This is a genomic window from Burkholderia sp. SIMBA_062, from assembly GCF_046534765.1.
Taxonomy (GTDB): Bacteria; Pseudomonadota; Gammaproteobacteria; order Burkholderiales; family Burkholderiaceae; genus Burkholderia; species Burkholderia ambifaria.
Genome location: NZ_JAWRYD010000003.1, coordinates 62,390 through 83,887 on the forward strand (window position 1 = coordinate 62,390; position 21,498 = coordinate 83,887).

At 65.4% G+C, this 21,498-nt stretch carries 21 protein-coding genes and 1 pseudogene; 7 read left to right on the forward strand and 15 right to left on the reverse strand.

Features of this window, described 5'->3' with window-relative positions:
* Window positions 1-151: 151 nt before the first annotated feature.
* The 7 genes from SB786_RS03625 to SB786_RS03655 form a co-directional block, all read right to left on the reverse strand.
* Window positions 152-619, reverse strand: coding sequence for a hypothetical protein (locus SB786_RS03625; RefSeq protein WP_410726234.1), 468 nt, complete (start codon window positions 617-619; stop codon window positions 152-154).
* A 62-nt stretch (window positions 620-681) separates the two neighbouring features.
* Window positions 682-819: an HHHH-motif protein gene (locus SB786_RS03630; RefSeq protein WP_410726235.1), complete on the reverse strand. Its 138-nt coding sequence runs from the start codon at window positions 817-819 to the stop codon at window positions 682-684.
* A gap of 56 nt (window positions 820-875) precedes the next feature.
* Window positions 876-1,049, reverse strand: coding sequence for a hypothetical protein (locus SB786_RS03635; protein WP_410726236.1), 174 nt, complete (start codon window positions 1,047-1,049; stop codon window positions 876-878).
* Between the two features lie 104 nt (window positions 1,050-1,153).
* Window positions 1,154-1,921: an ABC transporter ATP-binding protein gene (locus SB786_RS03640; protein ID WP_410726237.1), complete on the reverse strand. Its 768-nt coding sequence runs from the start codon at window positions 1,919-1,921 to the stop codon at window positions 1,154-1,156.
* A gap of 18 nt (window positions 1,922-1,939) precedes the next feature.
* A complete protein-coding gene (locus SB786_RS03645) occupies window positions 1,940-2,653 on the reverse strand; it encodes an ABC transporter permease (RefSeq protein WP_410726238.1) in 714 nt (237 codons plus the stop codon).
* On the reverse strand, window positions 2,650-3,339 hold the full coding sequence (locus SB786_RS03650; RefSeq protein ID WP_410726239.1) for an ABC transporter permease: 690 nt from the start codon (window positions 3,337-3,339) through the stop codon (window positions 2,650-2,652). Before SB786_RS03650 ends, SB786_RS03645 begins: the two co-directional genes overlap by 4 nt.
* Window positions 3,340-3,396: 57 nt before the next feature.
* Window positions 3,397-4,170: an ABC transporter substrate-binding protein gene (locus tag SB786_RS03655; RefSeq protein WP_410726240.1), complete on the reverse strand. Its 774-nt coding sequence runs from the start codon at window positions 4,168-4,170 to the stop codon at window positions 3,397-3,399.
* Window positions 4,171-4,663: 493 nt separating this feature from the next.
* Here SB786_RS03655 and hutC point away from each other — a divergent pair, with 493 nt between their 5' ends.
* A complete protein-coding gene (gene hutC / locus SB786_RS03660) occupies window positions 4,664-5,359 on the forward strand; it encodes a histidine utilization repressor (protein ID WP_006761492.1) in 696 nt (231 codons plus the stop codon).
* Window positions 5,360-5,375: 16 nt separating this feature from the next.
* Here the strand turns inward: hutC and SB786_RS03665 are convergent, their stop codons facing one another.
* Window positions 5,376-6,617 (reverse strand): glycosyltransferase, encoded by a 1,242-nt coding sequence (locus SB786_RS03665; protein ID WP_410726241.1) that lies wholly within the window; start codon window positions 6,615-6,617, stop codon window positions 5,376-5,378.
* A gap of 95 nt (window positions 6,618-6,712) precedes the next feature.
* On the opposite strand from SB786_RS03665, the gene SB786_RS03670 reads away from it, so the two are divergent.
* Both SB786_RS03670 and SB786_RS03675 read left to right on the forward strand, forming a co-directional pair.
* Window positions 6,713-7,333 carry a TetR/AcrR family transcriptional regulator gene (locus tag SB786_RS03670; protein ID WP_410726242.1) on the forward strand — a complete coding sequence of 207 codons (621 nt, stop codon included), beginning with the start codon at window positions 6,713-6,715 and terminating at the stop codon, window positions 7,331-7,333.
* 377 nt (window positions 7,334-7,710) lie between these two features.
* Window positions 7,711-8,064, forward strand: a complete 354-nt coding sequence (locus tag SB786_RS03675) for a hypothetical protein (protein WP_410726243.1) — start codon at window positions 7,711-7,713, stop codon at window positions 8,062-8,064.
* A 43-nt stretch (window positions 8,065-8,107) separates the two neighbouring features.
* Here SB786_RS03675 and SB786_RS03680 read toward each other — a convergent pair whose 3' ends face one another.
* From SB786_RS03680 to SB786_RS03695, 4 genes are all read right to left on the reverse strand, one after another.
* Window positions 8,108-9,010 (reverse strand): alpha/beta fold hydrolase, encoded by a 903-nt coding sequence (locus SB786_RS03680; protein WP_410726244.1) that lies wholly within the window; start codon window positions 9,008-9,010, stop codon window positions 8,108-8,110.
* 114 nt (window positions 9,011-9,124) lie between these two features.
* The gene (locus SB786_RS03685) at window positions 9,125-10,042 is read right to left on the reverse strand and encodes a LysR family transcriptional regulator (protein ID WP_012365478.1); all 918 of its coding nucleotides are present in this window, start codon (window positions 10,040-10,042) and stop codon (window positions 9,125-9,127) included.
* 266 nt (window positions 10,043-10,308) lie between these two features.
* A complete protein-coding gene (locus tag SB786_RS03690) occupies window positions 10,309-10,554 on the reverse strand; it encodes a DUF3717 domain-containing protein (protein WP_410726245.1) in 246 nt (81 codons plus the stop codon).
* Window positions 10,555-10,813: 259 nt separating this feature from the next.
* Window positions 10,814-12,349 carry an amino acid permease gene (locus SB786_RS03695; RefSeq protein ID WP_410726246.1) on the reverse strand — a complete coding sequence of 512 codons (1,536 nt, stop codon included), beginning with the start codon at window positions 12,347-12,349 and terminating at the stop codon, window positions 10,814-10,816.
* A gap of 584 nt (window positions 12,350-12,933) precedes the next feature.
* Between SB786_RS03695 and SB786_RS03700 the strand changes: the two genes are divergently transcribed.
* The 3 genes from SB786_RS03700 to argG all read left to right on the forward strand — a co-directional run bounded on the left by SB786_RS03700 (window position 12,934) and on the right by argG (window position 17,374).
* Window positions 12,934-14,466 carry a diguanylate cyclase gene (locus SB786_RS03700; protein WP_410726247.1) on the forward strand — a complete coding sequence of 511 codons (1,533 nt, stop codon included), beginning with the start codon at window positions 12,934-12,936 and terminating at the stop codon, window positions 14,464-14,466.
* Window positions 14,467-14,618: 152 nt separating this feature from the next.
* A complete protein-coding gene (locus SB786_RS03705; protein ID WP_410726248.1) occupies window positions 14,619-15,692 on the forward strand; it encodes an FUSC family protein in 1,074 nt (357 codons plus the stop codon).
* A 344-nt stretch (window positions 15,693-16,036) separates the two neighbouring features.
* Window positions 16,037-17,374, forward strand: a complete 1,338-nt coding sequence (gene argG / locus SB786_RS03710; RefSeq protein ID WP_410726249.1) for an argininosuccinate synthase — start codon at window positions 16,037-16,039, stop codon at window positions 17,372-17,374.
* Between the two features lie 245 nt (window positions 17,375-17,619).
* On the opposite strand, the gene SB786_RS03715 is transcribed toward argG, so the two are convergent.
* Both SB786_RS03715 and SB786_RS03720 read right to left on the reverse strand, forming a co-directional pair.
* On the reverse strand, window positions 17,620-18,006 hold the full coding sequence (locus SB786_RS03715) for a hypothetical protein (protein WP_410726250.1): 387 nt from the start codon (window positions 18,004-18,006) through the stop codon (window positions 17,620-17,622).
* A 21-nt stretch (window positions 18,007-18,027) separates the two neighbouring features.
* Window positions 18,028-19,218, reverse strand: a complete 1,191-nt coding sequence (locus SB786_RS03720) for a lipid II-degrading bacteriocin (RefSeq protein ID WP_410726251.1) — start codon at window positions 19,216-19,218, stop codon at window positions 18,028-18,030.
* Window positions 19,219-19,483: 265 nt separating this feature from the next.
* Here SB786_RS03720 and SB786_RS03725 point away from each other — a divergent pair.
* Window positions 19,484-20,011, forward strand: a pseudogene (locus tag SB786_RS03725) (shikimate kinase).
* A 61-nt stretch (window positions 20,012-20,072) separates the two neighbouring features.
* On the opposite strand, the gene SB786_RS03730 reads toward SB786_RS03725, so the two are convergent.
* The gene (locus tag SB786_RS03730; protein WP_410726252.1) at window positions 20,073-21,383 is read right to left on the reverse strand and encodes an MFS transporter; all 1,311 of its coding nucleotides are present in this window, start codon (window positions 21,381-21,383) and stop codon (window positions 20,073-20,075) included.
* Window positions 21,384-21,498 lie beyond the last annotated feature (115 nt).

Consider the following 21,498-nt stretch of genomic DNA (forward strand, 5'->3'; position numbering starts at 1 on the left):
GGAAAATTCATTGCGCCCCGATCCGGGCAGCCGAAGCGAAACCATGCGCACACGTCGGCCGCCAAACAAAAAACGCCCCGCCGAAACGGCGGGGCGTGATGCCCGGCAGACCACTTGCGGGCAATGCGCGAGACGGACTCGCGCGGCCGGCTTACGAGCAGGCCTTGCCGTGCGACGGATGGAAGCCCTTCGCCTTCGCATCCGCTTCCGACATGTAGCTGCCGTGCTTCGTCTTGCCGTAGTACTTGTCGGTCGAGCAGTGATAGACCTTCGTGCTGTCGTTGACCCACACCTTGCCCGCACCGCCGCCCGGCGCTGCCGCGGCGGCGGTCGCCGGCGCGCTCTTCGCGGGCGCGGCGGCCGATGCCGGAGCAGCGGACGCCGCCATTGCGGGCGCCGCGGCCGGTGCGCTGGCCGCCGCCGCAGCCGACGCGCCGTACCAGGCCTTCACACCCTTGTGACCCGCGCATGCACCCTTCTTCGACGCGCCCGAATAGAACGACCCGTCCTTGCACAGACCGGTCGTGCCCGCCGGCGCGCTGGCCGGAACCTGCGCGAACGCACCGGTCGACAATCCCACGCCGGCCGCAAGCGCGGCGATCAACATCATCTTTTTCATGGTCCTCTCCTGATTTGCCTGACGGGTGAAAGCGTCCCGGAGCAGCGCCGGGAAAACCCTGCTTAGTGCACCCAGTAGCACACGCGATGGTGGTGGTGATTGAAATGGCACACGCGGTGCGAGTGCGCTTCGGCAAGGGCCGGCACGAGAACGGCACACGCCAGTGCGGTGGCCGTCAGGATCTTCGCGATGCGGTTCATGGACATTCTCCGGGATAGGTCAGCCGGTGATCCGGCTGGTATCTGCTTAACGCCGATCACCCGATCTCCGTGTACCGCACCTGCGCGCAATTGACGATCTTTGACATCGGCCGCCAGACGGCGGCGAAGCTGACGATGGCTGTGCACTGGCACGCTTTCAATTCTTTCAGCGTCACAACAGTCTGGACTTCGAATGAAGCGACGCCGCCGGAACGGGCGAACGTATGCAAGAGAAGGGGTCGGGAATGGAAACGGCGCGATGACCGATCGCGCCGACAAGCAATGAGAAACGATACGAAAAGCCACCACGTGCCGCGGCACGCGATCTTGCGACTTACTTCAACCGCCCCGACAGGAATTGCCCGAGCCGCTCGCTCTTCGGATTGACGAGAATCTCCTGCGGATCGCCCTCTTCCTCGATCTTTCCCTGATGCAGGAAGATCACATGGTTCGACACGTTGCGCGCAAAACCCATCTCGTGCGTGACGACCACCATCGTGCGACCTTCCTCGGCCAGCTTCTGCATCACCTTCAGCACTTCGCCGACGAGCTCCGGATCGAGCGCCGAAGTCGGCTCGTCGAACAGCATCACCTCGGGCTCCATCGCGAGCGCACGCGCGATCGCGACACGCTGCTGCTGGCCGCCCGACAGGTGCGACGGATACATGCGTTCGACGCGCGGCGCGAGACCGACCTTCTCCAGATACTTGCGCGCGCGCTCGACCGCTTCGTCCTTGCCGATTCCAAGCACGGCCATCGGCGCCTCGATCACGTTCTCGAGCACCGTCATGTGCGACCACAGGTTGAAGTGCTGGAACACCATCGCGAGCTTCGTGCGCATCCGCTGCAACTGCTTCTGGTCGGCCACGCGCAGCGAGCCGTTGCGCTCGCGCGTGGTCTGGATCGGCTCGCTGCCGATCGTGATCTGCCCCGAGCACGGCTGCTCGAGGAAGTTGATGCAGCGCAGGAACGTGCTCTTGCCGGAGCCGCTCGAGCCGATGATGCTGATCACGTCGCCGGCCTTCGCCTTCATCGACACGCCCTTCAACACCTCGTTGTCGCCGAACTTCTTGTGGAGGTTATCAACGGTGAGCTTGTACATGCTTGGTCCTTCCTTGCATTAATGGCCGCGTGGCGAGAGGTACGCGAGCCAGCGCGTCTCGAGCTTGCGGAACGCCCAGATGAGCGTGAACACGACGATGGCGTACAGCACGGCCGCGATGCCGTAGGCCTGGAACGACATGTACGTCGCGGAGTTGACGTCGCGCGTGACCTTCAGGATGTCGGGCACGGTCGCGGTGAACGCGAGCGTCGTCGCGTGCAGCATCAGGATCACTTCGTTGCTGTAGCTGGGCAGCGAGCGGCGCAGCGCGGACGGCAGGATGATGCGCGTATAGAGCTTGAAGCGCGACATCCCGTACGCCATCCCGGCCTCGATCTCGCCGGCCGACGTGGCCTTGATCGCGCCCGCGAAGATCTCGGTCGCATACGCGCATTCGTTGAGCACGAACGCGAGCAGCGTGCAGTTCATCGCGTTGCGGAAGAACGCGTCGAGCAGCACGTGATTGTGCACGACCTGCAGGCTGTAGATGCCGGTGTAGCACATCAGCAGCTGCACGTAGAGCGGCGTGCCGCGGAACACGTACGTATAGAGCCACACCGGGCCGGAAATCCAACGGTTCGACGACGCGCGCGCGATCGCGAGCGGCACGGCCAGCGCAAAGCCGAACGCGATCGACACGACCAGCAGCCACAGCGTGATCGCGAGGCCGCTGAAGCGATAGCCGTCGGTGTAGAGATAGTTTTGCCAGTACTGGCTGACGAGTTCGATCACAGTGCGAGCCTCCGGACGCCGACGGAATAGCGCTTCTCGAGGTGGTGCAGCACGACGTTCGACACCGTCGTGATCGCGAGGTAGATCGCGCCCGCCGCGAGCGTGAAGAAGAAGAAATCGAGCGTGCTCTTGCCGGCGTCCTGCGACGCCTTCACGACATCGGCGAGGCCGATGATCGACACCAGCGCGGTGGCCTTCACGAGCACCTGCCAGTTGTTGCCGATGCCCGGGAGCGCGAAGCGCATCATCTGCGGGAACAGGATCCGGTGGAACACGCGCCAGCCGCTCATCCCGTACGCGAAGCCCGCTTCGAGCTGGCCGCGCGGCACCGCGAGAAACGCGCCGCGGAACGTCTCGGTGAAGTACGCGCCGTAGATGAAGCCGAGCGTGATGACGCCGGCGACGAACGGATCGATGTCGATCTGATTCCAGCCGAGCGCGTCGGTCGCCGTGTTCAGCAGGATCTGGATCCCGTAGAACAGCAGCAGCATCAGCACGAGATCGGGCACCGCGCGGATCAGCGTCGTATAGAACGTGCCGAGCCACTTGAGCACGCGGTGGGTCGACAGTTTCGCGGCCGCGCCCGCGAGGCCCAGTATGAGCGACGCGGCGAGCGACAGCACCGCGAGCTTCACGGTCTCGACCGTGCCGGCCCACAACAGCGGGCCAAATCCTTGGAAGATCATGTCAGCATTTCCAGAAAGACCGGCGGCGCGGCACGCGCCGCGTGCGCCGCGAAGGCGTCAGCCGCCGTAGACGTCGAATGCGAAGTACTTCTTCTCGAGCTTCTTGTAAGTGCCGTCCTTGATGATGTCGGCGATCGCGTGGTCGATCTTCGCCTTCAGGTCGGCGTCGTCCTTGCGCAGGCCGATGCCCGCGCCGTTGCCGAGCGTCTTCGGATCGTCGATATCCTTGCCCGCGAATTCGAAGTTCGCGCCGCGCGGCGTCTTCAGGAAACCGAGGTCGGCCTGCACCGCGTCCTGCAGCGCGGCATCGAGGCGGCCTGACATCAGGTCCTGGTACACACCGTCCTGGTTCTGGTAAGGCACGACCTGCACGCCCTTCGGCGCCCAGTAGGTCTTCGCATAGGTTTCCTGGATCGTGCCCTGCTCGACGCCGACCGACTTGCCCTTCAGCGATTCGGCCGTCGGCTGCAGGTGCGCGCCCTTCTTCGAGACGAGCCGCGTCGGCGTGTTGAACAGCTTGTCGGAGAACGCGATCTGCTCGGCGCGCGCCGGCGTCATCGACATCGACGACAGCACGCCGTCGAACTTCTTCGCCTTCAGCGCCGGGATCATCCCGTCGAAGTCGTTTTCGACCCACACGCATTTCGCCTTTAGGCGCGCGCAGATCTCGTTGCCGAGATCGACGTCGAAGCCGACGACCTTGCCGCTTGCGTCCTTCGATTCGAACGGCGGATAGCTGGCGTCGACGCCGAACCGGATCGTCGACCAATCCTTGGCGTGGGCACCCACCGCGATACACGCGAGGGCAATACTGAGGGCGAGTTTCTTCATGGCGTTCCTGTCATAGGCGAACTGGGCACGGGCCCGTCGGGCGTCGCCGCCGCGAACCCTTCCAACCCGGAGGCCGTCATCTAGACGGCAGCCCAAGTTGTACATACAACTTTGCCGTTTGTAAGGGGCCCCAGCAATCCGTGTTTATCTCTAGTTGCCGAAAAAGCACCTTATCGGCAGGTTATTCCCTTATATTTCAATCGATTCCGCTTACATCCGGCTGTAAGCGAGCTTTCGTGCGACGCTCCGGGCCTTCTTGGTCGCGCGTTCATTTGTCTATACTTTTCCGCTTGCCCTGCACGCGCGCCTCGTGCGCGACGTTCGCCGGAACCGCGCCTCTGCGCGATTTCCCGTGTGGATATGTGCCGAAATAATGGGGATCATGCGTCGATGGCCGGGCGGATGCCGCAGCGAACCCGGTACACTCCGCCCGGCCCCGCACGAAGGCCGAACTGCGACGGCACGCGGCCGCCGTCACTTGAACAGCAACCCAATGACCACACCGATCTATCAGGAAATCAAGGACTTCATCCTCGCGCGCATCCACGCGGGCGAGTGGGCGGAAGGCGACCAGGTGCCGTCGGAGAACGAGCTCGCGCGCGAATTCAACGTCGCGCGGATGACGGTCAACCGCGCGCTGCGCGAGCTGACGGCCGAGCAGGTGCTCACGCGTACGCGCGGCTCCGGCACCTACGTCGCATCGCCAAAATACGAATCGACGCTGGTCGCGATCCGCAGCATCTCGGATGAAGTCGCCGCGCGCGGCCATGCGTATCGGGCGCAGGTGCTGGAGGTGGGCGCTGCCGTCGCCGACGCGCAGCTCGCCGACGAACTGCGGCTCGACACGGGCAACCCGATCTTCCATTCGCGCGTGCTGCACTTCGAGAACGACACGCCCGTGCAGCTCGAGGAACGCTGGGTCAATCCGGCCTGCGCGCCCGAATACGCATTGCAGGACTTCACGACGACGACGCCGAACCAGTACCTGACGCGTGTCGCGCCGCTACAGCGTGTCGAATACCGGATCGAGGCCGCGATGCCCGATGCGCCGACGCGCCGCCACCTGACGATGGACGAACGCGAGCCCTGCCTGCTGCTGCATCGGCGCACGTGGTCGCAGGGGATGGTCGCGTCGGTCGCGAATCTATGGCACCCGGGCAGCCGCTACCGGTTCACCGGGCATTTCTGACGCGCGGCTCGCGCGTTCATTGCGCGCCGGGGCGACCCCAGCGCTCGATCGCGTCGACCGCGACACGCAATCCGTCCTCCTGCCCGAGCCGCGCACCGAGTGCGGCGGCGCGCGCCTGCGTGTCGGCACGCGCCGCGAACGCGATCGCGCGTGCGAACGCGGCGGCGTCCACGCGGCGCCCGGCTACCGGCGCATCGGCCACACCGAGCCGCTGCAGCCGGTTCGCCCAGAACAACTGATCGCCCGCGAACGGCACGACGACCGACGCAATGCCCGCCCGCGCGGCCGAATGCGTGGTGCCCGACCCGCCGTGGTGGATCGCCATCGATACTTGCGGAAGCAACCAATCGTGCGGCGCCTCACCGATCACGCACACGTGCGCGGGCAGCATCGACGCGTCGATGCCGCTCCAGCCCGGCTGGAACAGCGCACGCCGGCCGTGGAGCGCCCGCACCAGCGCATCGACCATCGCGGCCCGGTCGAATCCGGCCATGCTGCCGAAGCCGATATACACGGGCGGATCGCCCGCTTCCAGAAAGGCCGACAGCGCGGGTGGCGGCGTCCACGCCGGCGCGTCGATACGCCACTGACCGCATGCCAGCACATTCGGCGGCCAGTCGGCCGGATCGGCGAGCAGCACGGGCGACACGCCGTACAGCATCGGATGATCGGTCCACACGCGCCGGCGCGGCGGCAGTCCGCACACGCTGGCGCGCGCCGCATTGGTCGCCTTCCTGAATGCCTGCCACAGCAGCGCGTTGACGAACCGGTGGCTGACGCGATTCAGCCAGCGCGGCGCCCTGCCGGGCGGCAGGAACGGCGACGCGAACGCCGCGGTCGGCGTGATCGGGATCATCCCGGCACCGATCGCCGGCACGCCGCGATATTCGGCAACCGACAGCCCGACGAACGACGCCAGCCCCGACACGAGGATCGCATCGCAACCGGCCGACGCGTGCGCGACTTCGCGCATCCACGCAGCCGTGTTCGCATTCGCGATCGCCGCAAGCGCCTTCGACGTGTCGTTGAAGCCGCCGCGCCGGCGCACGGCATCGGACAACGCGCCATCCGGCGCGATCGCCGCGCGGATATCGCCGGACAACGGCGCGCACGGCACGCCGAGCGCGGCGGCCGAACCGAGCGTCGCGGCGTCGGCCAGCAACCGGACCTCGTGGCCGGCCGCCATCAGCGCGCGACCCAGCGCCGCGAGCGGGCGCGTGTCACCTTCGGTGCCGTAGGTGGCAATGACGAGCTTCATGCGTGACTCCTCGCGCACGGCGAGAGCGAGTGGATTCAAAAAAGTGCACGTCGTATACTAATGCAGTTCGTACACTTTCCGCCAATCCCAGAGCCATGCCGATGACGACCGACGATCCGGGCCGCCGCGCGCGCAAGCGCATCCAGATGCTCGCGCATCTCGCCGCCACCGGCGCACGCCTGTTCGATGCGCACGGCTACGACGCCGTCACGATGGAGCAGATCGCCGCGCAGGCCGACGTCGCGAAACGTACGCTGTACAACCACTTCCCGACGAAGGAGGCCGTGCTCGCGCACTGGCTCGAAGGCGAACTCGCGCGCGACCTCGCCCATCTCGAGCGCGACGTCGCGCGACGGAAAAGCTTCGCGTCGCGGATCGCCTGCGTGCTCGATGCGTCGGCCGCATGGTGCGAACAGCATCCGGTGTACCTGCTCGCGTACCTGCGGCATCGGTTCCTGAGCATCGGCGCGGTGCAAGCCGAAGGCGGGACGGAGAACGGCGGCGACATCGCGCTCGTGTGGCAGCAGCTGATCGCGGCCGGCCAGCAGGCCGGCGAGCTGAACCCGGCGCTGGCGGCCGACCAGCTCGCCACGTGGTTCCATCATCTGTATCTCGCGGCGATGCTGCGCTGGCTGACCGTGCCGGGGTTGTCGCTGAAACGCGAATTCCAGTCGGTCGCGAAACTGTTCGTCGAGGGCGCGCAAGCGAAGCAGTGAGCGACCGCAGCGGTCCGATACCGAAGTCCTGCCACATGCGCGCGGGAGACGCTCGGTCAGGAAAGTGCGTCCGCATCGAATGTGCACCACGCCGCGCGCGCTCGCCGGCGATCCGGAACGCCACCGTGAATGGCTACTGCCCTGCACGACGGGCGACACGCAACCCACCGACGCGTCGCGTGGGCACGCGAGAACCGCTGATTGCGCCGCGCGACGCGCAGGGTTTTTACAACGAATGATCAGACGGGATGCCAAATTTCCCGCGCGGCAGTATGCTGGTGTCGTACGGCCGCACGACGCATCGGGCAATCCCTTAGTCCGCACGTCGCCGCGCCGCCGTCGCATCCGCAATCTTGCATTGCAAGGAGGGCTTCGTGATGGCTACCACACATCAGCACTTCCACCTCGAGCTACGGCACGCCACCGCGCCGACGTATTTCATCAGCTACCTGTTTCCCGCCTTGCTGCTCGTATACGAACTGCTGCGCGTCGGCCAGTGGATCCGCGATCACGGGATGCAATTCGCCGCGTTCAAGCAGATGGGTTACGAATATCTGCTGATGCTGCTGTTCGTCGGGCTGCAGATCGTCGTCGAGGCGATCTTCCTGCTCGGCGCCGCGATGCGCCGCGACAATCGCGATTTCGAGCACCGCCTGCCGAACGTGGTCCTCGGCATCGGCTGCTCGATCGCGCTGCTCGCGATCGATCTCGCGATCCAGTTGGCGTTCTGAGCGCCGGCGGGTTCGGCCCGCCGGTCGCATCAGGCTGGTATGTTCACGCGGGCGCGTCGCGCAGCAACGTCGCCACCGCCGCGAGTACGTCGTCGCGGCGCTCGCGATGCGGCATGTGCCCGCATCCGGCGAGCAGCAGGAACGACGACGGCCCCGCGACGCGCGCGGCGATCCGCTTCGGATGCACGTCCGACCCGTATTCGTCCTGCTCGCCATGAATCGCGAGCGTCGCGCAGCGCACGCGCGGCAGTTCATCGTCGAGACTCCAGCCGCGAAACGCCGGCGACAGCCACGTGTCGACCCACGCACGCAGCACCCATTCGGCCTTGTCGCCGTGATAGCGCGCGAGCCGGTCGAGCTGGCCCGGCGCGTCGAACTGCTGCGCCGCGTCGCGAATGCCGTCGCGCGTGCGATCCTCGACGAACGCCTGCGCGGCGACCGTCACCAGCGCGCGGCAACGCGCCGAATACGCGGCCGCGCACCCGACCGCCATCCCGCCGCCGACGCTGTGCCCGAACGCGACGAACGCATCGATGCCGAACCGTTCGAGCAGCGCATGGAATCCGTGATCGGCCTCGTCGCGCACGAACGTCGCGGCGAGCTGCCCCGGATGACGATCGGACCGGCCGAAGCCCAGTCGGTCGTACGCGATCACGTCGCGCCGGGTCGCACGCGCGAGCCGGGCGGGGAAGTCGCGCCATAGTTCGACGCAGCCGAGCGAATCGTGCAGCAGCACGATCGGTGGGGCCGGCGTAGGTGGGGCCGCCTCAGGTGGGGCTGCCTCAGGTGCGACCGGCGTAGGTGCGGCCGGCTCACGCGCGGCCGGCTCAGGTGCGACCGCCTGAGGCGCGGCCGTTTCCACCGCAGCCGCACCGCGCCAGCGCTTCGCGAAGAGACGCCCTTGCGGCGTCTCGATCCAGGTCTCCTCGGTCACGATGTCAGTCATGTGTATGTCGTCGTCTGCATGAAGGCGGCCGCACGCGGGCGTACCGCATCGAATGCCGACGATGGTGGCCCGGCGACGCGCGCGGCGTCAAGCAAGCCCCCACCGCCCGCGCGCTCATTCGGGTTGCGGCGGCAGATACTCCATCTGCGACTCGTCGTAGAGCCGGTAGATCAGCGCCTGCATCGCGCGGATGTCCTCCGATTCGTCGAGCATCCGCATGCTCATGATGATCGGCGACACGAGGTTCGGATCGTCGAGCGGCTTGTAGCTGATGTCGTCGCGTTTCAGGCCGTACACGCTGTGCGGCACGACCGACACGCCCTCGCCCATCGCGACGAGCCCGAGCGCGATCTGCAGCTCGCGCGTCTCGTAGATGCGCCGCGGCTGCAGCGCGCGATCGTGGAATGCCGCGAGCACCTGGTCCGCATAGCTCGGGCGCGGCGCCTTCGGGAAGATGATCAGCGTGTCGTTCACGAGATCGTGCAGCGACAGCACGGGCTTCGCGCCGTCGAGCACGTGGCCGACCGGCAGCGCGACGATCATCCGTTCCTCGCGCAGCACGACGCGCCGCACGCTCGGATCCTCGTGGCGGATGCGCCCGAACCCGACGTCGATGCGCCCTTCCTTCAGCGCCTTGATCTGGTCCATCGTCGACATCTCGTGCAGGCTCAGCTCGACGGCCGGATACTCGCTGCGAAAGCGCCGGATGATCTTCGGCAGCATCCCGTACAGCGTCGAGCCGACGAAACCGACCGACATGCTGCGCTCGATCTTGCCGACCCGCTTGGTCATCGATTCGAGCTCGGTCGTCTGCGCGAGCAGCTGCACCGCGTGCGAATAGAAGAACCGTCCCGCATCGGTCAGCTTCAGCGGCCGCGCGTTGCGCTCGAACAGCGGCACGCCGAGCGCCTCCTCGAGCTGCTGGATCTGCCGGCTGAGCGGCGGCTGCGCGATGTGCAGGCGCTCGGCCGCGCGCGTGAAATTCCGCTCCTCGGCAACCGCGACGAAGTAGCGGAGGTGTCTCAACTCCATGTTCGAATCCTCCCGGACAGGCCACGGACGTTCATTCGGCCCCGCGCGGATGCGCTCCGCGCCGGTCGCCCACGCCGGTCGCCCACGCTGGTCGCCCCGTGCTCGCCTGATCCCGATGCCATGACGATACCTCACGACGCGCCGATACCGGCGCGAGCAGCGTCGCGCCCGCACGCGCGTGGCGCACCGCACAAAGCAAAACGGGAAGCCGCGAGGCTTCCCGTTCGTTCATCGACGCCGCGTCGCGGCATCGTCCCGGCCGCGCGTCACGCCTCGGTCGCGTACAGCGCATCGCGCTGCGCGTCGCTCAGCGAATCGAGCGGCACGTCCGGCAGCCGATAGCAGATCATCGCGCCGTACAGCTCGGCCAGGCAGTTGCTGCCGGCGTCGAGCGCGTAGCCGTCCTCGCCGCCCGGCGCCGGCGGATACACTTCGCGCCACGCATTGATCGCGGCTTCGATTCGCACGATGGAAACGGGTCCGGCCTTCCGCTCGGCGGGTGATGCGCTCATGAATTCCTCTGGGTTGCCGCTCCGCGGGCCGTGCCGGCCGCGGCGGAACGATTGAAACGCCGGGCGTCGCCGGCCGCCGCGACAGGCGCACGCCGGATGCCCGATCCGCGCCGCGCTCGTCGCGCCGGCCGGGCCATGGCCCGGTAGGGTCGGGAAATATAACCGGCTTTGACCGCGTGCAGGGGAAAGCCGACAAAAAAAACGGGAAGCGCGCGGCTTCCCGTTTCATCCCATCTCGCGCGGCCCTGCCGCGCCGGCATCAGCCCGCGGTTTCGCGGTTCGCCACGCGCTGCACCTGCGCGCCGCGATTCGCGGCCACCCACGGCGCGATCTCCATGTCCTCGTAGCGCACGAAGCGGCTCTTGTTCAGGAACCGGTAACCGAGCCAGACGACGAGGAACAGCGGGATGCCGACGTAGGTCGCGGCCACGCCCGCCCAGTCGATCCGGTTCGCGAGGAACGCCTGATAGTCCTGCCCCAGCGCGATCACGAGACACAGCACGAACGCGAACAGCGGGCCGAACGGGAACCACTTCGACTGGTACGGCAGTTGGTCGACCGCGTAGCCCTGCTTCACGTAGCCCTTGCGGAACCGGTAGTGGCTGATCGCGATGCCGAGCCACGCGATGAAACCGGTCATGCCCGACGTGTTCAACAGCCACAGGTACACCGTCTTGTCGCCATACAGCGACGTGAAGAAACACAACGCGCCGACGGCCGTCGTCGCGTACAGCGCATTGCGCGGGACACCGCCCGGCGACAGCTTCGCGAACAGCTTCGGCGCGCGGCCTTCCGTCGCGAGGTTGTAGAGCATCCGCGTCGACGCGTACATGCCCGAGTTGCCGGCCGACAGCACGGCCGTCAGGATCACCGCGTTCATCACGCCGGCCGCGAAGGCGAGGCCCGCATGGCGGAACACGAGCGTAAACGGGCTCACGCCGATGTCGGTCACGTCGCTCTTCAGCAGGCTCGGGTCGGTATAGGGAATCAGCACGCCGATCACGAAGATCGCGAGCACGTAGAACAGTAGGATCCGCCAGAACACCTGGCGCACCGCGCGCGGGATCGTCGTGCGCGGGTTCTCCGATTCGCCGGCCGCGACGCCGATCAGCTCGGTGCCCTGGAACGAGAAGCCCGCGATCATCGCGACGCCCATCAGCGCCGGCAGGCCGCCCGCGAACGGCGCGTCGCCGATCGTCAGGTTGCCCCAGCCATTGCCCGGCGCGCCCTTCAGAATGCCGAAGATCATCAGCAGGCCGACGCCGATGAACGCGACCACCGTGACGACCTTGATCAGCGCGAACCAGTATTCGGCTTCGCCGAAGCCGCGAACGGTCAGCACGTTGAGCAGGAACATCACGCCGAGGAACGCGGCGCTCCACCAGACGCCCGGTACGTCCGGGAACCAGTAGTGCATCACGAGCTGCGCGGCGACGAGTTCGACCGCGATCGTCACGGCCCAGTTGTACCAGTAGTTCCAGCCGAGCGCGAAGCCGAAGCCTTCGTCGACGTATTTCGCGCCGTAGGTCGCGAACGAGCCCGACACCGGCATGAACGCGGCCATTTCGCCGAGGCTCGTCATCAGGAAGTACACCATCAGGCCGATCAGCATGTACGCGACCATCGCGCCGCCGGGGCCGGCCTGCGAAATCGACGCGCCGGACGCGACGAACAGGCCCGTGCCGATCGAGCCGCCGATGGCGATCATCGTCAGATGGCGCGCCTTCAGCGCGCGATGAAGCTTGGGTGGGTTCGCGGGCGAACCGGGTGGGTCGGATTTCGGAATTGCGGACATAAACGAGACGAACGTTGAGCGGGCCGGCATCCGTAGCCGGCGCATGCGGGATCGGGGCGCGCCGCGCCACCTGCGATGCATTCGATGCGGCCCCGATACGCGTTGCGCGGCGGGCGCCCGCGGCGAAGCGCGGATTCTACCTGATTCGTCATCAGGATCGCGCGGGTCCGAACGCCCGCGCAATCAACGGGTTGGATGCGGCGCGATGAACGGCAAAGCGCCGCTCGCTCGCGGTCGCGTACGCGGCGAAACGCCATATTCGCCGGCCGGTTTATCGGTCGTTCCGATCCGCGTGATGCGTAATCGGCTTCTGCACCCATGCCGATCGCGCATTAAAGCGACAAAACGATCGACATACGCGCCAATAATCAGACAAAATGCCCGGCACTGACGATTGATTTAAATCAGATCGTCCGCGACGCATGCAGTAATGATGCGTAACCGCCGGGAACCGACATTTTGCGCACGCAGGTTGTGCATCACGCGGCCAGCTTCAGAATTTCGCGAGATAATACGGGCTAATTCGAAATATTCAGCGCGCGGCCCCCCGACGCACACCTATCCGCCGCCTCCCGTCCCCGAGGATGAATTCATACCCGCTGCCCGCTACGCTGCGCCGCCATACCGCGTCGGCCGTGGCCCGCATTCTGTCGCCCCGCGGCGTACTCGTCGCGGGCATCGTGCTGCTGCTGTTCAGCTGGGGATTCTCGACGTCGCTTTTAATCGAGGCACGCCACGACGCGTATGACCATGCGGTCGAAAATGCGCGCAATCTGATGCTGCTGATCGAGCGCGATATTTCCCGCAATATCGAACTGTATGATCTGTCGCTGCAAAACGTCGTCGACGGTCTCGCCGATCCGGAACTAATGGCATTGCCGCCGCGCCAGCGTCACCGGCTGCTGTTCGACCGCGCCGCGACCGGCGCGTATCTCGGCGCCATTTTCGTGATGGACCCGCACGGCAATATCGTGATCGATTCGGCCGCGTCGCCGCCCCGGCAAGGCGATTTCGCCGATCGCGAATATTTCACCGTGCATCGCGACCGGCTTGCGCAGGGCCTCTACATCAGCCGGCCTTATGCGTCCCGGCTGCGCGGCGGCGCACTGACGATCGCGCTCAGCCGCCGGATCATCCGGGCCGACGGCACGTTCGGCGGGATCGTCGTCGGCACGCTGAGCATCGACTACTTCCGCGCGCTGCTCGACGGTCTCGCGGTCGGCAAGCACGGCAGCGCCGCCGTCGTCGAGGACAACGGCGCGCTCGTGTCCCGCCTGCCGTACGATGCGCGCGTGGTCGGCCTCGATCTGCACAACTCCCCGCTCTTCATCGAGGCCCAGCGCCGCAGCGAAGGCGCGCTCACGGGCATCGGCGCGATCGACGGCGTGCGCCGCATCTATGTTTACAAGCATCTCGCGAATCTGCCGCTGATCGTCGACGTCGCGCCCGCCGAGATCGACATCTACGCATCGTGGCGCCATCGCGCGATCTGGACCGCCGTGCTGATGGGCCTGTTTACCGCGTTCATCGCGTGGGGCTCGCTCGCGCTGTCGCGCGAACTCAAGCGCCGGCAGATCGCCGAGTCGAAGCTGTACCGGCTCGCGCACACCGATTCGCTGACCGGCCTAGACAACCGCGGCACGTTCGACGCGGTGCTCGCGAAGGAAGCGCAGCGCGCATCGCGCAGCGGCCGCCCGCTGTCGGTGCTGTTCGTCGACGTCGATCATTTCAAGGCGTTCAATGACTACTACGGCCACCTCGCCGGCGACGACGTGCTGCGCCGCATCGCGCAAACCGCGTCGCGCTGCCTGCGTCGCGACAGCGACCACGTTGCGCGCTACGGCGGCGAGGAATTCGTCGTCACGCTGCCCGACACCGATGCGCGCGGCGCGGCCACCGTCGCCGAAGCGATTCGCCGCGCGATCGCCGGGCTCGACATCGCGCATGGCCGCAGCCCGTACGGGCACGTGACGACGAGCATCGGCACCGCGACCGCCACCGGCACTCGCGTGAACGCCGCGGCGCTGCTGCGGCTGGCCGACGAAGCGCTGTACCGCGCGAAGTCCGGCGGCCGCAATCGCGTGTCGGACGCCGAGGCGAGCACGGCCGACGCGTGACGCGCCGGCCGCCCACGTCGCGCCGGCTCGCCGTGGACAGCCCGCGTGCGTTCGGCTAGCGTTACGTCAGCTGCGCGTGCGGCGCGGCGCCGGCCCGCGCAGGCCGTCCGCGTGTATTGCGGCTGCCCCGCCGGCCACACTCCCGCTCCGTCATGACTGCCCCGCTCCCTGCCCGACTGCCGCCGCTCCTGCGCCACGCGCTCCGCCCCCTGCTGGATCCGTACCGCCGCTACCGGCACGCGAAGCTGATCCATGCGGCGCGCGTCGCGCTCGCGATCCTCGTGTCGATCGGCTTGTCCACCGGCCTGCGCGTGCCGCACGGCGAATGGTCGACGATCACCGTGCTGATCGTCGTCGGCGGGCTGCAGCACCACGGCAACATCCGCAAGAAGGCGGCCGAGCGCGCGCTCGGCACGTCGATCGGCGCGCTCGCGGGGCTCGGGCTGATCGTGCTGTATTCCGTCCTGCACGCGCCGCTCGCGATCTACCTGCTGATGTCGATCGCGTGCGGGCTCTGCGCGTATCACGCGATCGGCAAGGCCGGCTACATCGCGCTGCTGTCGGCGATCACGATGGTGATCGTCGCCGGACACGGCGACAACGAGATCGTCGACGGCCTGTGGCGCGCGGTGAACGTGCTGGTGGGCATCGCGATCGCGCTGGCGTTCTCGTTCGCGCTGCCGCTCTATGCGACCTACTCGTGGCGCTACAAGCTCGCCGACGCGCTACGCGCGTGCGCGGCCGTGCACGCACGGCTCGCCGGCGACCGCCACGTGAGCGACGACGCGCACCTGAAGGAAATGGCCGGGCTGAGCGCGCTGCTGGTGCAGCTGCGTTCGCTGATGCCGTCGGTGTCGAAGGAGTGCGAGATCTCGGTTACGCACCTCGAGGCGATCCAGCGCAGCCTGCGCCTGTGCATCGGCTACCTGGAGATCCTGTCGAGCGCCGTGCCGGCCCGCGACGACCTCGCCGCCCGCGAATACATGCGAACCGGGATGAAGGCCGTGAACCGGCGCATCCGCGACACGCTCGTCGGCGCGAGCCGCGCGCTCAAGTTCGGCACGCCGAGCCGGCTCGCGCCGCGCCGCCGGCCGGCCGATCCGCCGCACGACGCGCCGCCGCCGCCGCAGTTGTCGGGCTACGTGTCGATCACGGCCAAGCTGGCCGCCGAAGTGGATCAGTTGCGCGAGAAACTGCTCGATACCGCGCAGGCGTGGAATATTTGAAGGTTTGAAGGTTTGGAGGTCGAGGCATTCCGGCACATGGCGGAGAAACTTTCAGATGCCTTTCATCCGGGCGACGCCGCATTCTGACGACGTCGCCCCACTTTTCGGCAGATCCGGCCCCGGAAACAGCGCTTGCGTACCGGCACGCTCCCGCCGGTTTCGACCGCCTTGCGGGGCCGCTTCGCGGCGGATTCTCCAGGCGGTTAACTGCCCGCCGGGCCCGTCGCGACAGGGCCGACGACACTTTTGCGCGAAAATCAGGTCTTGCCCCAACTTCCCGGACAGCCGATACTCGCATATTCCGCGAAATACGATCCCACCGGCTTCAATCCACGGTAATTCCTATGAGCACGATTCTCGAAAGCCTCCCGACCGGCCAGAAGGTCGGTATCGCCTTCTCCGGCGGCCTGGACACCAGCGCCGCGCTGCACTGGATGAAACTGAAGGGCGCCGTCCCGTACGCATACACGGCGAACCTCGGCCAGCCCGACGAAGACGATTACGACGCGATCCCGAAACGCGCGATCGAATACGGCGCAGCCGGCGCCCGCCTGATCGACTGCCGCGCGCAGCTCGTCGCCGAAGGCATCGCGGCGCTGCAAAGCGGCGCGTTCCACATCACGACGGCCGGCGTCACGTACTTCAACACGACGCCGATCGGCCGCGCCGTGACGGGCACGATGCTCGTCGCCGCGATGAAGGAAGACGGCGTCAACATCTGGGGTGACGGCAGCACGTACAAGGGCAACGACATCGAGCGTTTCTACCGCTACGGCCTGCTCGTGAACCCGGATCTGAAGATCTACAAGCCGTGGCTCGACCAGACGTTCATCGACGAACTCGGCGGCCGCGCCGAAATGTCCGAATTCATGAACCAGGCCGGCTTCGCGTACAAGATGTCGGCCGAGAAGGCGTATTCGACCGACTCGAACCTGCTCGGCGCGACGCACGAGGCGAAGGACCTGGAAAGCCTCGAAAGCGGCATCAAGATCGTGAACCCGATCATGGGTGTCGCGTTCTGGCGCGACGACGTGAAGATCGCCGCCGAGGAAGTGACGGTGCGCTTCGAAGCCGGCCAGCCGGTCGCGCTGAACGGCGTCGAGTTCAAGGATCAGGTCGAGCTGCTGCTGGAAGCGAACCGCATCGGCGGCCGCCACGGCCTCGGCATGAGCGACCAGATCGAGAACCGCATCATCGAGGCGAAGAGCCGCGGCATCTACGAAGCCCCGGGCCTCGCGCTGCTGTACATCGCGTACGAGCGCCTCGTCACCGGCATTCACAACGAAGACACGATCGAGCAGTACCGCGAGAACGGCCGCCGCCTCGGCCGCCTGCTGTACCAGGGCCGCTGGTTCGACCCGCAGGCGATCATGCTGCGCGAAACGGCGCAGCGCTGGGTCGCGCGCGCGATCACCGGCGAGGTGAAGATCGAACTGCGCCGCGGCAACGACTACTCGATCCTGAGCACGAAGTCGCCGAACCTCACGTACCAGCCGGAACGCCTGTCGATGGAGAAGGTTGCGTCGACGTTCTCGCCGCGCGACCGAATCGGCCAGCTCACGATGCGCAACCTCGACATCACCGATACGCGGGACAAGCTGCGGGTGTATTCGCAAGTCGGGCTGCTGACGCCGGGTGAATCGTCGGCGTTGCCGCAGATCAAGGGCGACGACGAGAAGTAACGCGATTTGCCTTGAGCCGGGCGGTGGCGTAAGTTGCCGCTCGGTTGCATCACCCTCGCTACACCCATCTGCTTTCTCGAGCCCTGTCGGCTGGCAATGTCGAGCAATTCGATATCGCCACAACCGTCCCCCCGTTCCACTCCGCTCGCCGGTGTCGGTTCACGGCCCACGATAAATCCGCCACTGTCAACGGGCTTTCCATCGATACGATGTATCGATTGGCTGCAAGGTCAAATTCACAATTGCTAATCATACGGGCCGACATTCTCGAGAATAACGCCCAAGCACGTCATTTTCGCAACATATCGATGTCCATCGGTTCTATAAGGAACCTTCCATTGATGGAGATCCTTGATATATTCGAAATTTTCATCAAATACAACATCCGACACGCCTTTTTGTTTCGCATATTTTTCTATGTATCCGATTATTTCCGACTTACTCATGTCGGAACATACCCCATCTCCGCCATCCCAATTTCTGACGTAAGCCACCATCACAAATAGAATTACTACCAACACCAAAGACACGGAAATAGAAACGAAAAAAAATTTAACCAGCTTCCCGGCCCACTTATTTTTCATAATCCTCCCATTTTGCAATACAAGGAAGATCAGTTTGACCTCCCTCATACCTCCTCAAATATCAGAAAATTAGCGCGGCGGCCTAGGCGACAGCCCGCCAAACGAGGGGCGATGAACTGCTCCCGGGGCTCCGTCCGGATTCGTTGCCTTGATACTGGCGCGCGTGCCGTTGACTTCGAGCGGTTGCGAGCCAGTGAAATAAATCACGAAGTCCTTGTGATCGACGAACTCTCCAATTTTTCGTACGAGAGTCGTCAAAGCCTCTTGAACCGACGGGCGGGATCTTGAAGCATCAAAGTCGAATTTATCCGGATTGAGCCTATACTCTCCTCTAAAATAAAAGCTGCCATCGCTCCCGAGAACCAGCTGCCCATTAACATGCCCACTCACCCGCCCAAGTGCTGAGCCGACAATCAATTCTTGATCGTTCAGTAGATTGGTACTAAATTCAGCATCAATCGGATAAGCCCCCGCCCCCATCCCATCATTCACTATGATATCTCTAATGGGGGAAATTTGCTGCACCCCAATTCCCAGCTTTAGTGATTTTAAGTCCACCGCCCTGGAATCACCATTTCCTCTTATCCAGTAATAGTAAGCACCAAGAGTAAAAAATGGCGTTGAATAGAATTTAAACTCCGCGATCGGAGGAGAAGGCAAATGACTGAAATAATAATCACTGAACAACCCGAAAGCCGTCGTTAAACCACTAAACGTTGTGTTCGATAGCCCGTATTGATCCGCACCAACAATGCCTTGCCAACCATTATTGGCCAACCACGATGTGAAGAGGCCATAAGTTGAAATCTGAGCTTGCACTACCTGCTTGCTTGCAAGTTCAATCCCATATGCGAACTCGGAAAGTACGTCGCGAGACTTTCCGGCAGCAGCAGCCTCCAGTATTTTTTTACCGTTTACCAATCGAAATCGGCCGATTTGAAAAATACCCCCTCGAATATTATCACCGCCGGCTTGCCAATAATATCCACCGGCCGGGCCACCCGGCGAAGGTATTGGAAGACTGACATTACTCGGAGCATTAATGTTGATCGGCGGCAGAACATCGTCCGCGGGGCCGTGCCCTTGCGCCAAACTTCGAATGCGATTTGTTATCGCCCTATTTAGCACGCAGGTAAGTCGATAGCCGAGTGGCGAAATGGGTAAGAATCGACGGATCCATGGGGCAAGCCGATGATCGGCGGGGGGCTGGCGCAATTTGCGCTCGTGGTGCCCGCGCCACTGACTAGTTGCGTCGTCCAACCATAGCTCGCACGCGCTGACGGAGGGGCTTCGACGAATTTCCGATGTACCGGAAGGACTACGCATCGCGGGGTCAACGAAAGCTTCACCGATACGTCAAGAGTGTCGGCTCACGCATGTGCGACGGAAATCACCGAAAGCGCTCCGATGTCCCCGCGTGACAATCGTGCGAGGCATATCAACGGATTAATGACGCTGCACATCGGCGCCGCACCGCCACGCCAGTCATGGCAAGCTGCAAACCGTCCGACTCCTGTGTTTTCTCATGTGCCCTCTCACCGTCATCCACCTGAACGGCCCGATCAACAGCGGCAAGACGACGATCGGTCGCGCACTTGCGCGCGTGCTGCCCGATGCGCGCTTCATCGACGGCGACGATCACGACGCGCCCGACGACTCCCCGTTCGACGTGCAGTGGGCCATCGCGCTGGAGCGTCTGGTCACGTAGATCACGCAGGCGAGCGACCGTCATCTGGTGATCGCCTATCCGATCGGCGAAGCGGAATACCAGCAATTGCGCGCGGCCTGCGATGCGCGTGATGCGCGGCTGTTCGTCGTCACGCTCGCGCCGCCCGAAGCGGTCGCGGCGTCGAATCGCGGCACGCGTGCACTGACGGACTGGGAACGGCAACGGATCGCCGAGATGTATCGGGAAGGGTATGCGGCGCGCGCGTTCAGCGATTGCTTCGTCGATACGTCGACAGCGTCGGCCGACGCGTGTGCGCTGGAGATCGCGCGCAGCGTCGCTGAATCCGGCCACCGCCAACGCCGCGGCAAAGATCGACGCGGCTGACGCGTCACGCCGCCGCCATCGTGCGCGAAGCGCTGCCCGAATGCGGCGACGCGGCACGCCTTCAACGATGCTGCTGCACGCCCGACACGACCCGCCCACGCGCCTCCTTGCGACTCAGCATCAGCGTAACGACCGCCGACACCGCGAGCGTGCCCGCCACCACGTACAGCCCGGCCGCATACCCGCCCGTCACATGCTTGAGCCAGCCGATCGCGAACGGCCCGACGAAGCCGCCGAGGTTGCCGATCGAGTTGATCATCGCGATCCCCGCGGCCGCGCCGGCGCCTGACAGGAACGCGCTCGGTATCGCCCACAGCGGCGCCTTCGCGGCGCTGATCCCGATGTTGACGACGACCAGCGCGAGCACGGTCAGGAGCGCGGTGCTCGCCTGCGCCGCGAACACGAAGCCGATGCAGGCCAGCACGCACGGAATCACGACGTGCCACGTGCGCTCGCCGGTGCGATCCGAATGCCGCGCCCAGACGATCATCGCCACGACCGCGGCGATGCTCGGGATGCCGGTGAGCAAGCCCGTCTGCAGCGCGGTGAAGCCGAACTGCTTGACCATCAGCGGCGCCCACAGGCCGAGCGTGTACAGCCCCGCCGACGTGCCGAAGTAGATCAGCGCGAGCGCCAGCACGCGCGGGTCGCGCAGCGCCTGCCATGCGCCGGCCGTATGCCCGGCATGCGTGTGGCGCGCGTCGGCTTCGGCTTTCAGCTTCGCGATCAGCCAGTCGCGCTCGTCCGGCTGCAGCCACGCGGCCTTCGACGGCGAATCGGTCAGGCACTTCAGCACGACGAAGCCGAGCAAGACCGCCGGCAGCGCTTCGACGATGTACAGCATCTGCCAGTCGGCGAGCCCGAACATCGGCGGCATCTGCATGATCGCGCCCGACAGCGGCGAGCCGATCGCGGTGGAGATCGGCGCGGCCGCCATGAACCACGCGGCGGCCACCGCGCGCTGCTTCGCGGGAAACCACAGGCTCAGGTACAGGATGATGCCGGGGAAGAATCCGGCTTCCGCCATGCCGAGCAGAAAGCGCAGCACGTAGAAGCTCGTCGGCCCGGCCGCGAACGCGGACACCGCCGACACGATGCCCCACGTGATCATCACGCGCGCGATCCAGATGCGCGCGCCGACGCGATGGAGAATCAGGTTGCTTGGCACTTCGAAGAGAAAGTAGCCGATGAAGAACAGGCCGCCGCCGAATCCGAACGCGGTCGGCGACAGGCCGATCGCCTTGTTCATCGTCATCGCCGCGAAGCCGACGTTGACGCGATCGAGAAAGCTGACGAAGTAAAGCAGCATCACGAACGGAATGATGCGCCACATGAGTTTCCGCGCGACACGGGTTTCAAGATCCGCTTGCATGTGTCTCCTCCTTGGAGGTCGAGCCGTGCGCAGTCCGCGCGTGCTCGGTGGGTGCCGGCCGGTGTCACGACGACGCGTGCGCACCGGCGCCCGGCTCGCGTCGAATGCGCGAGTC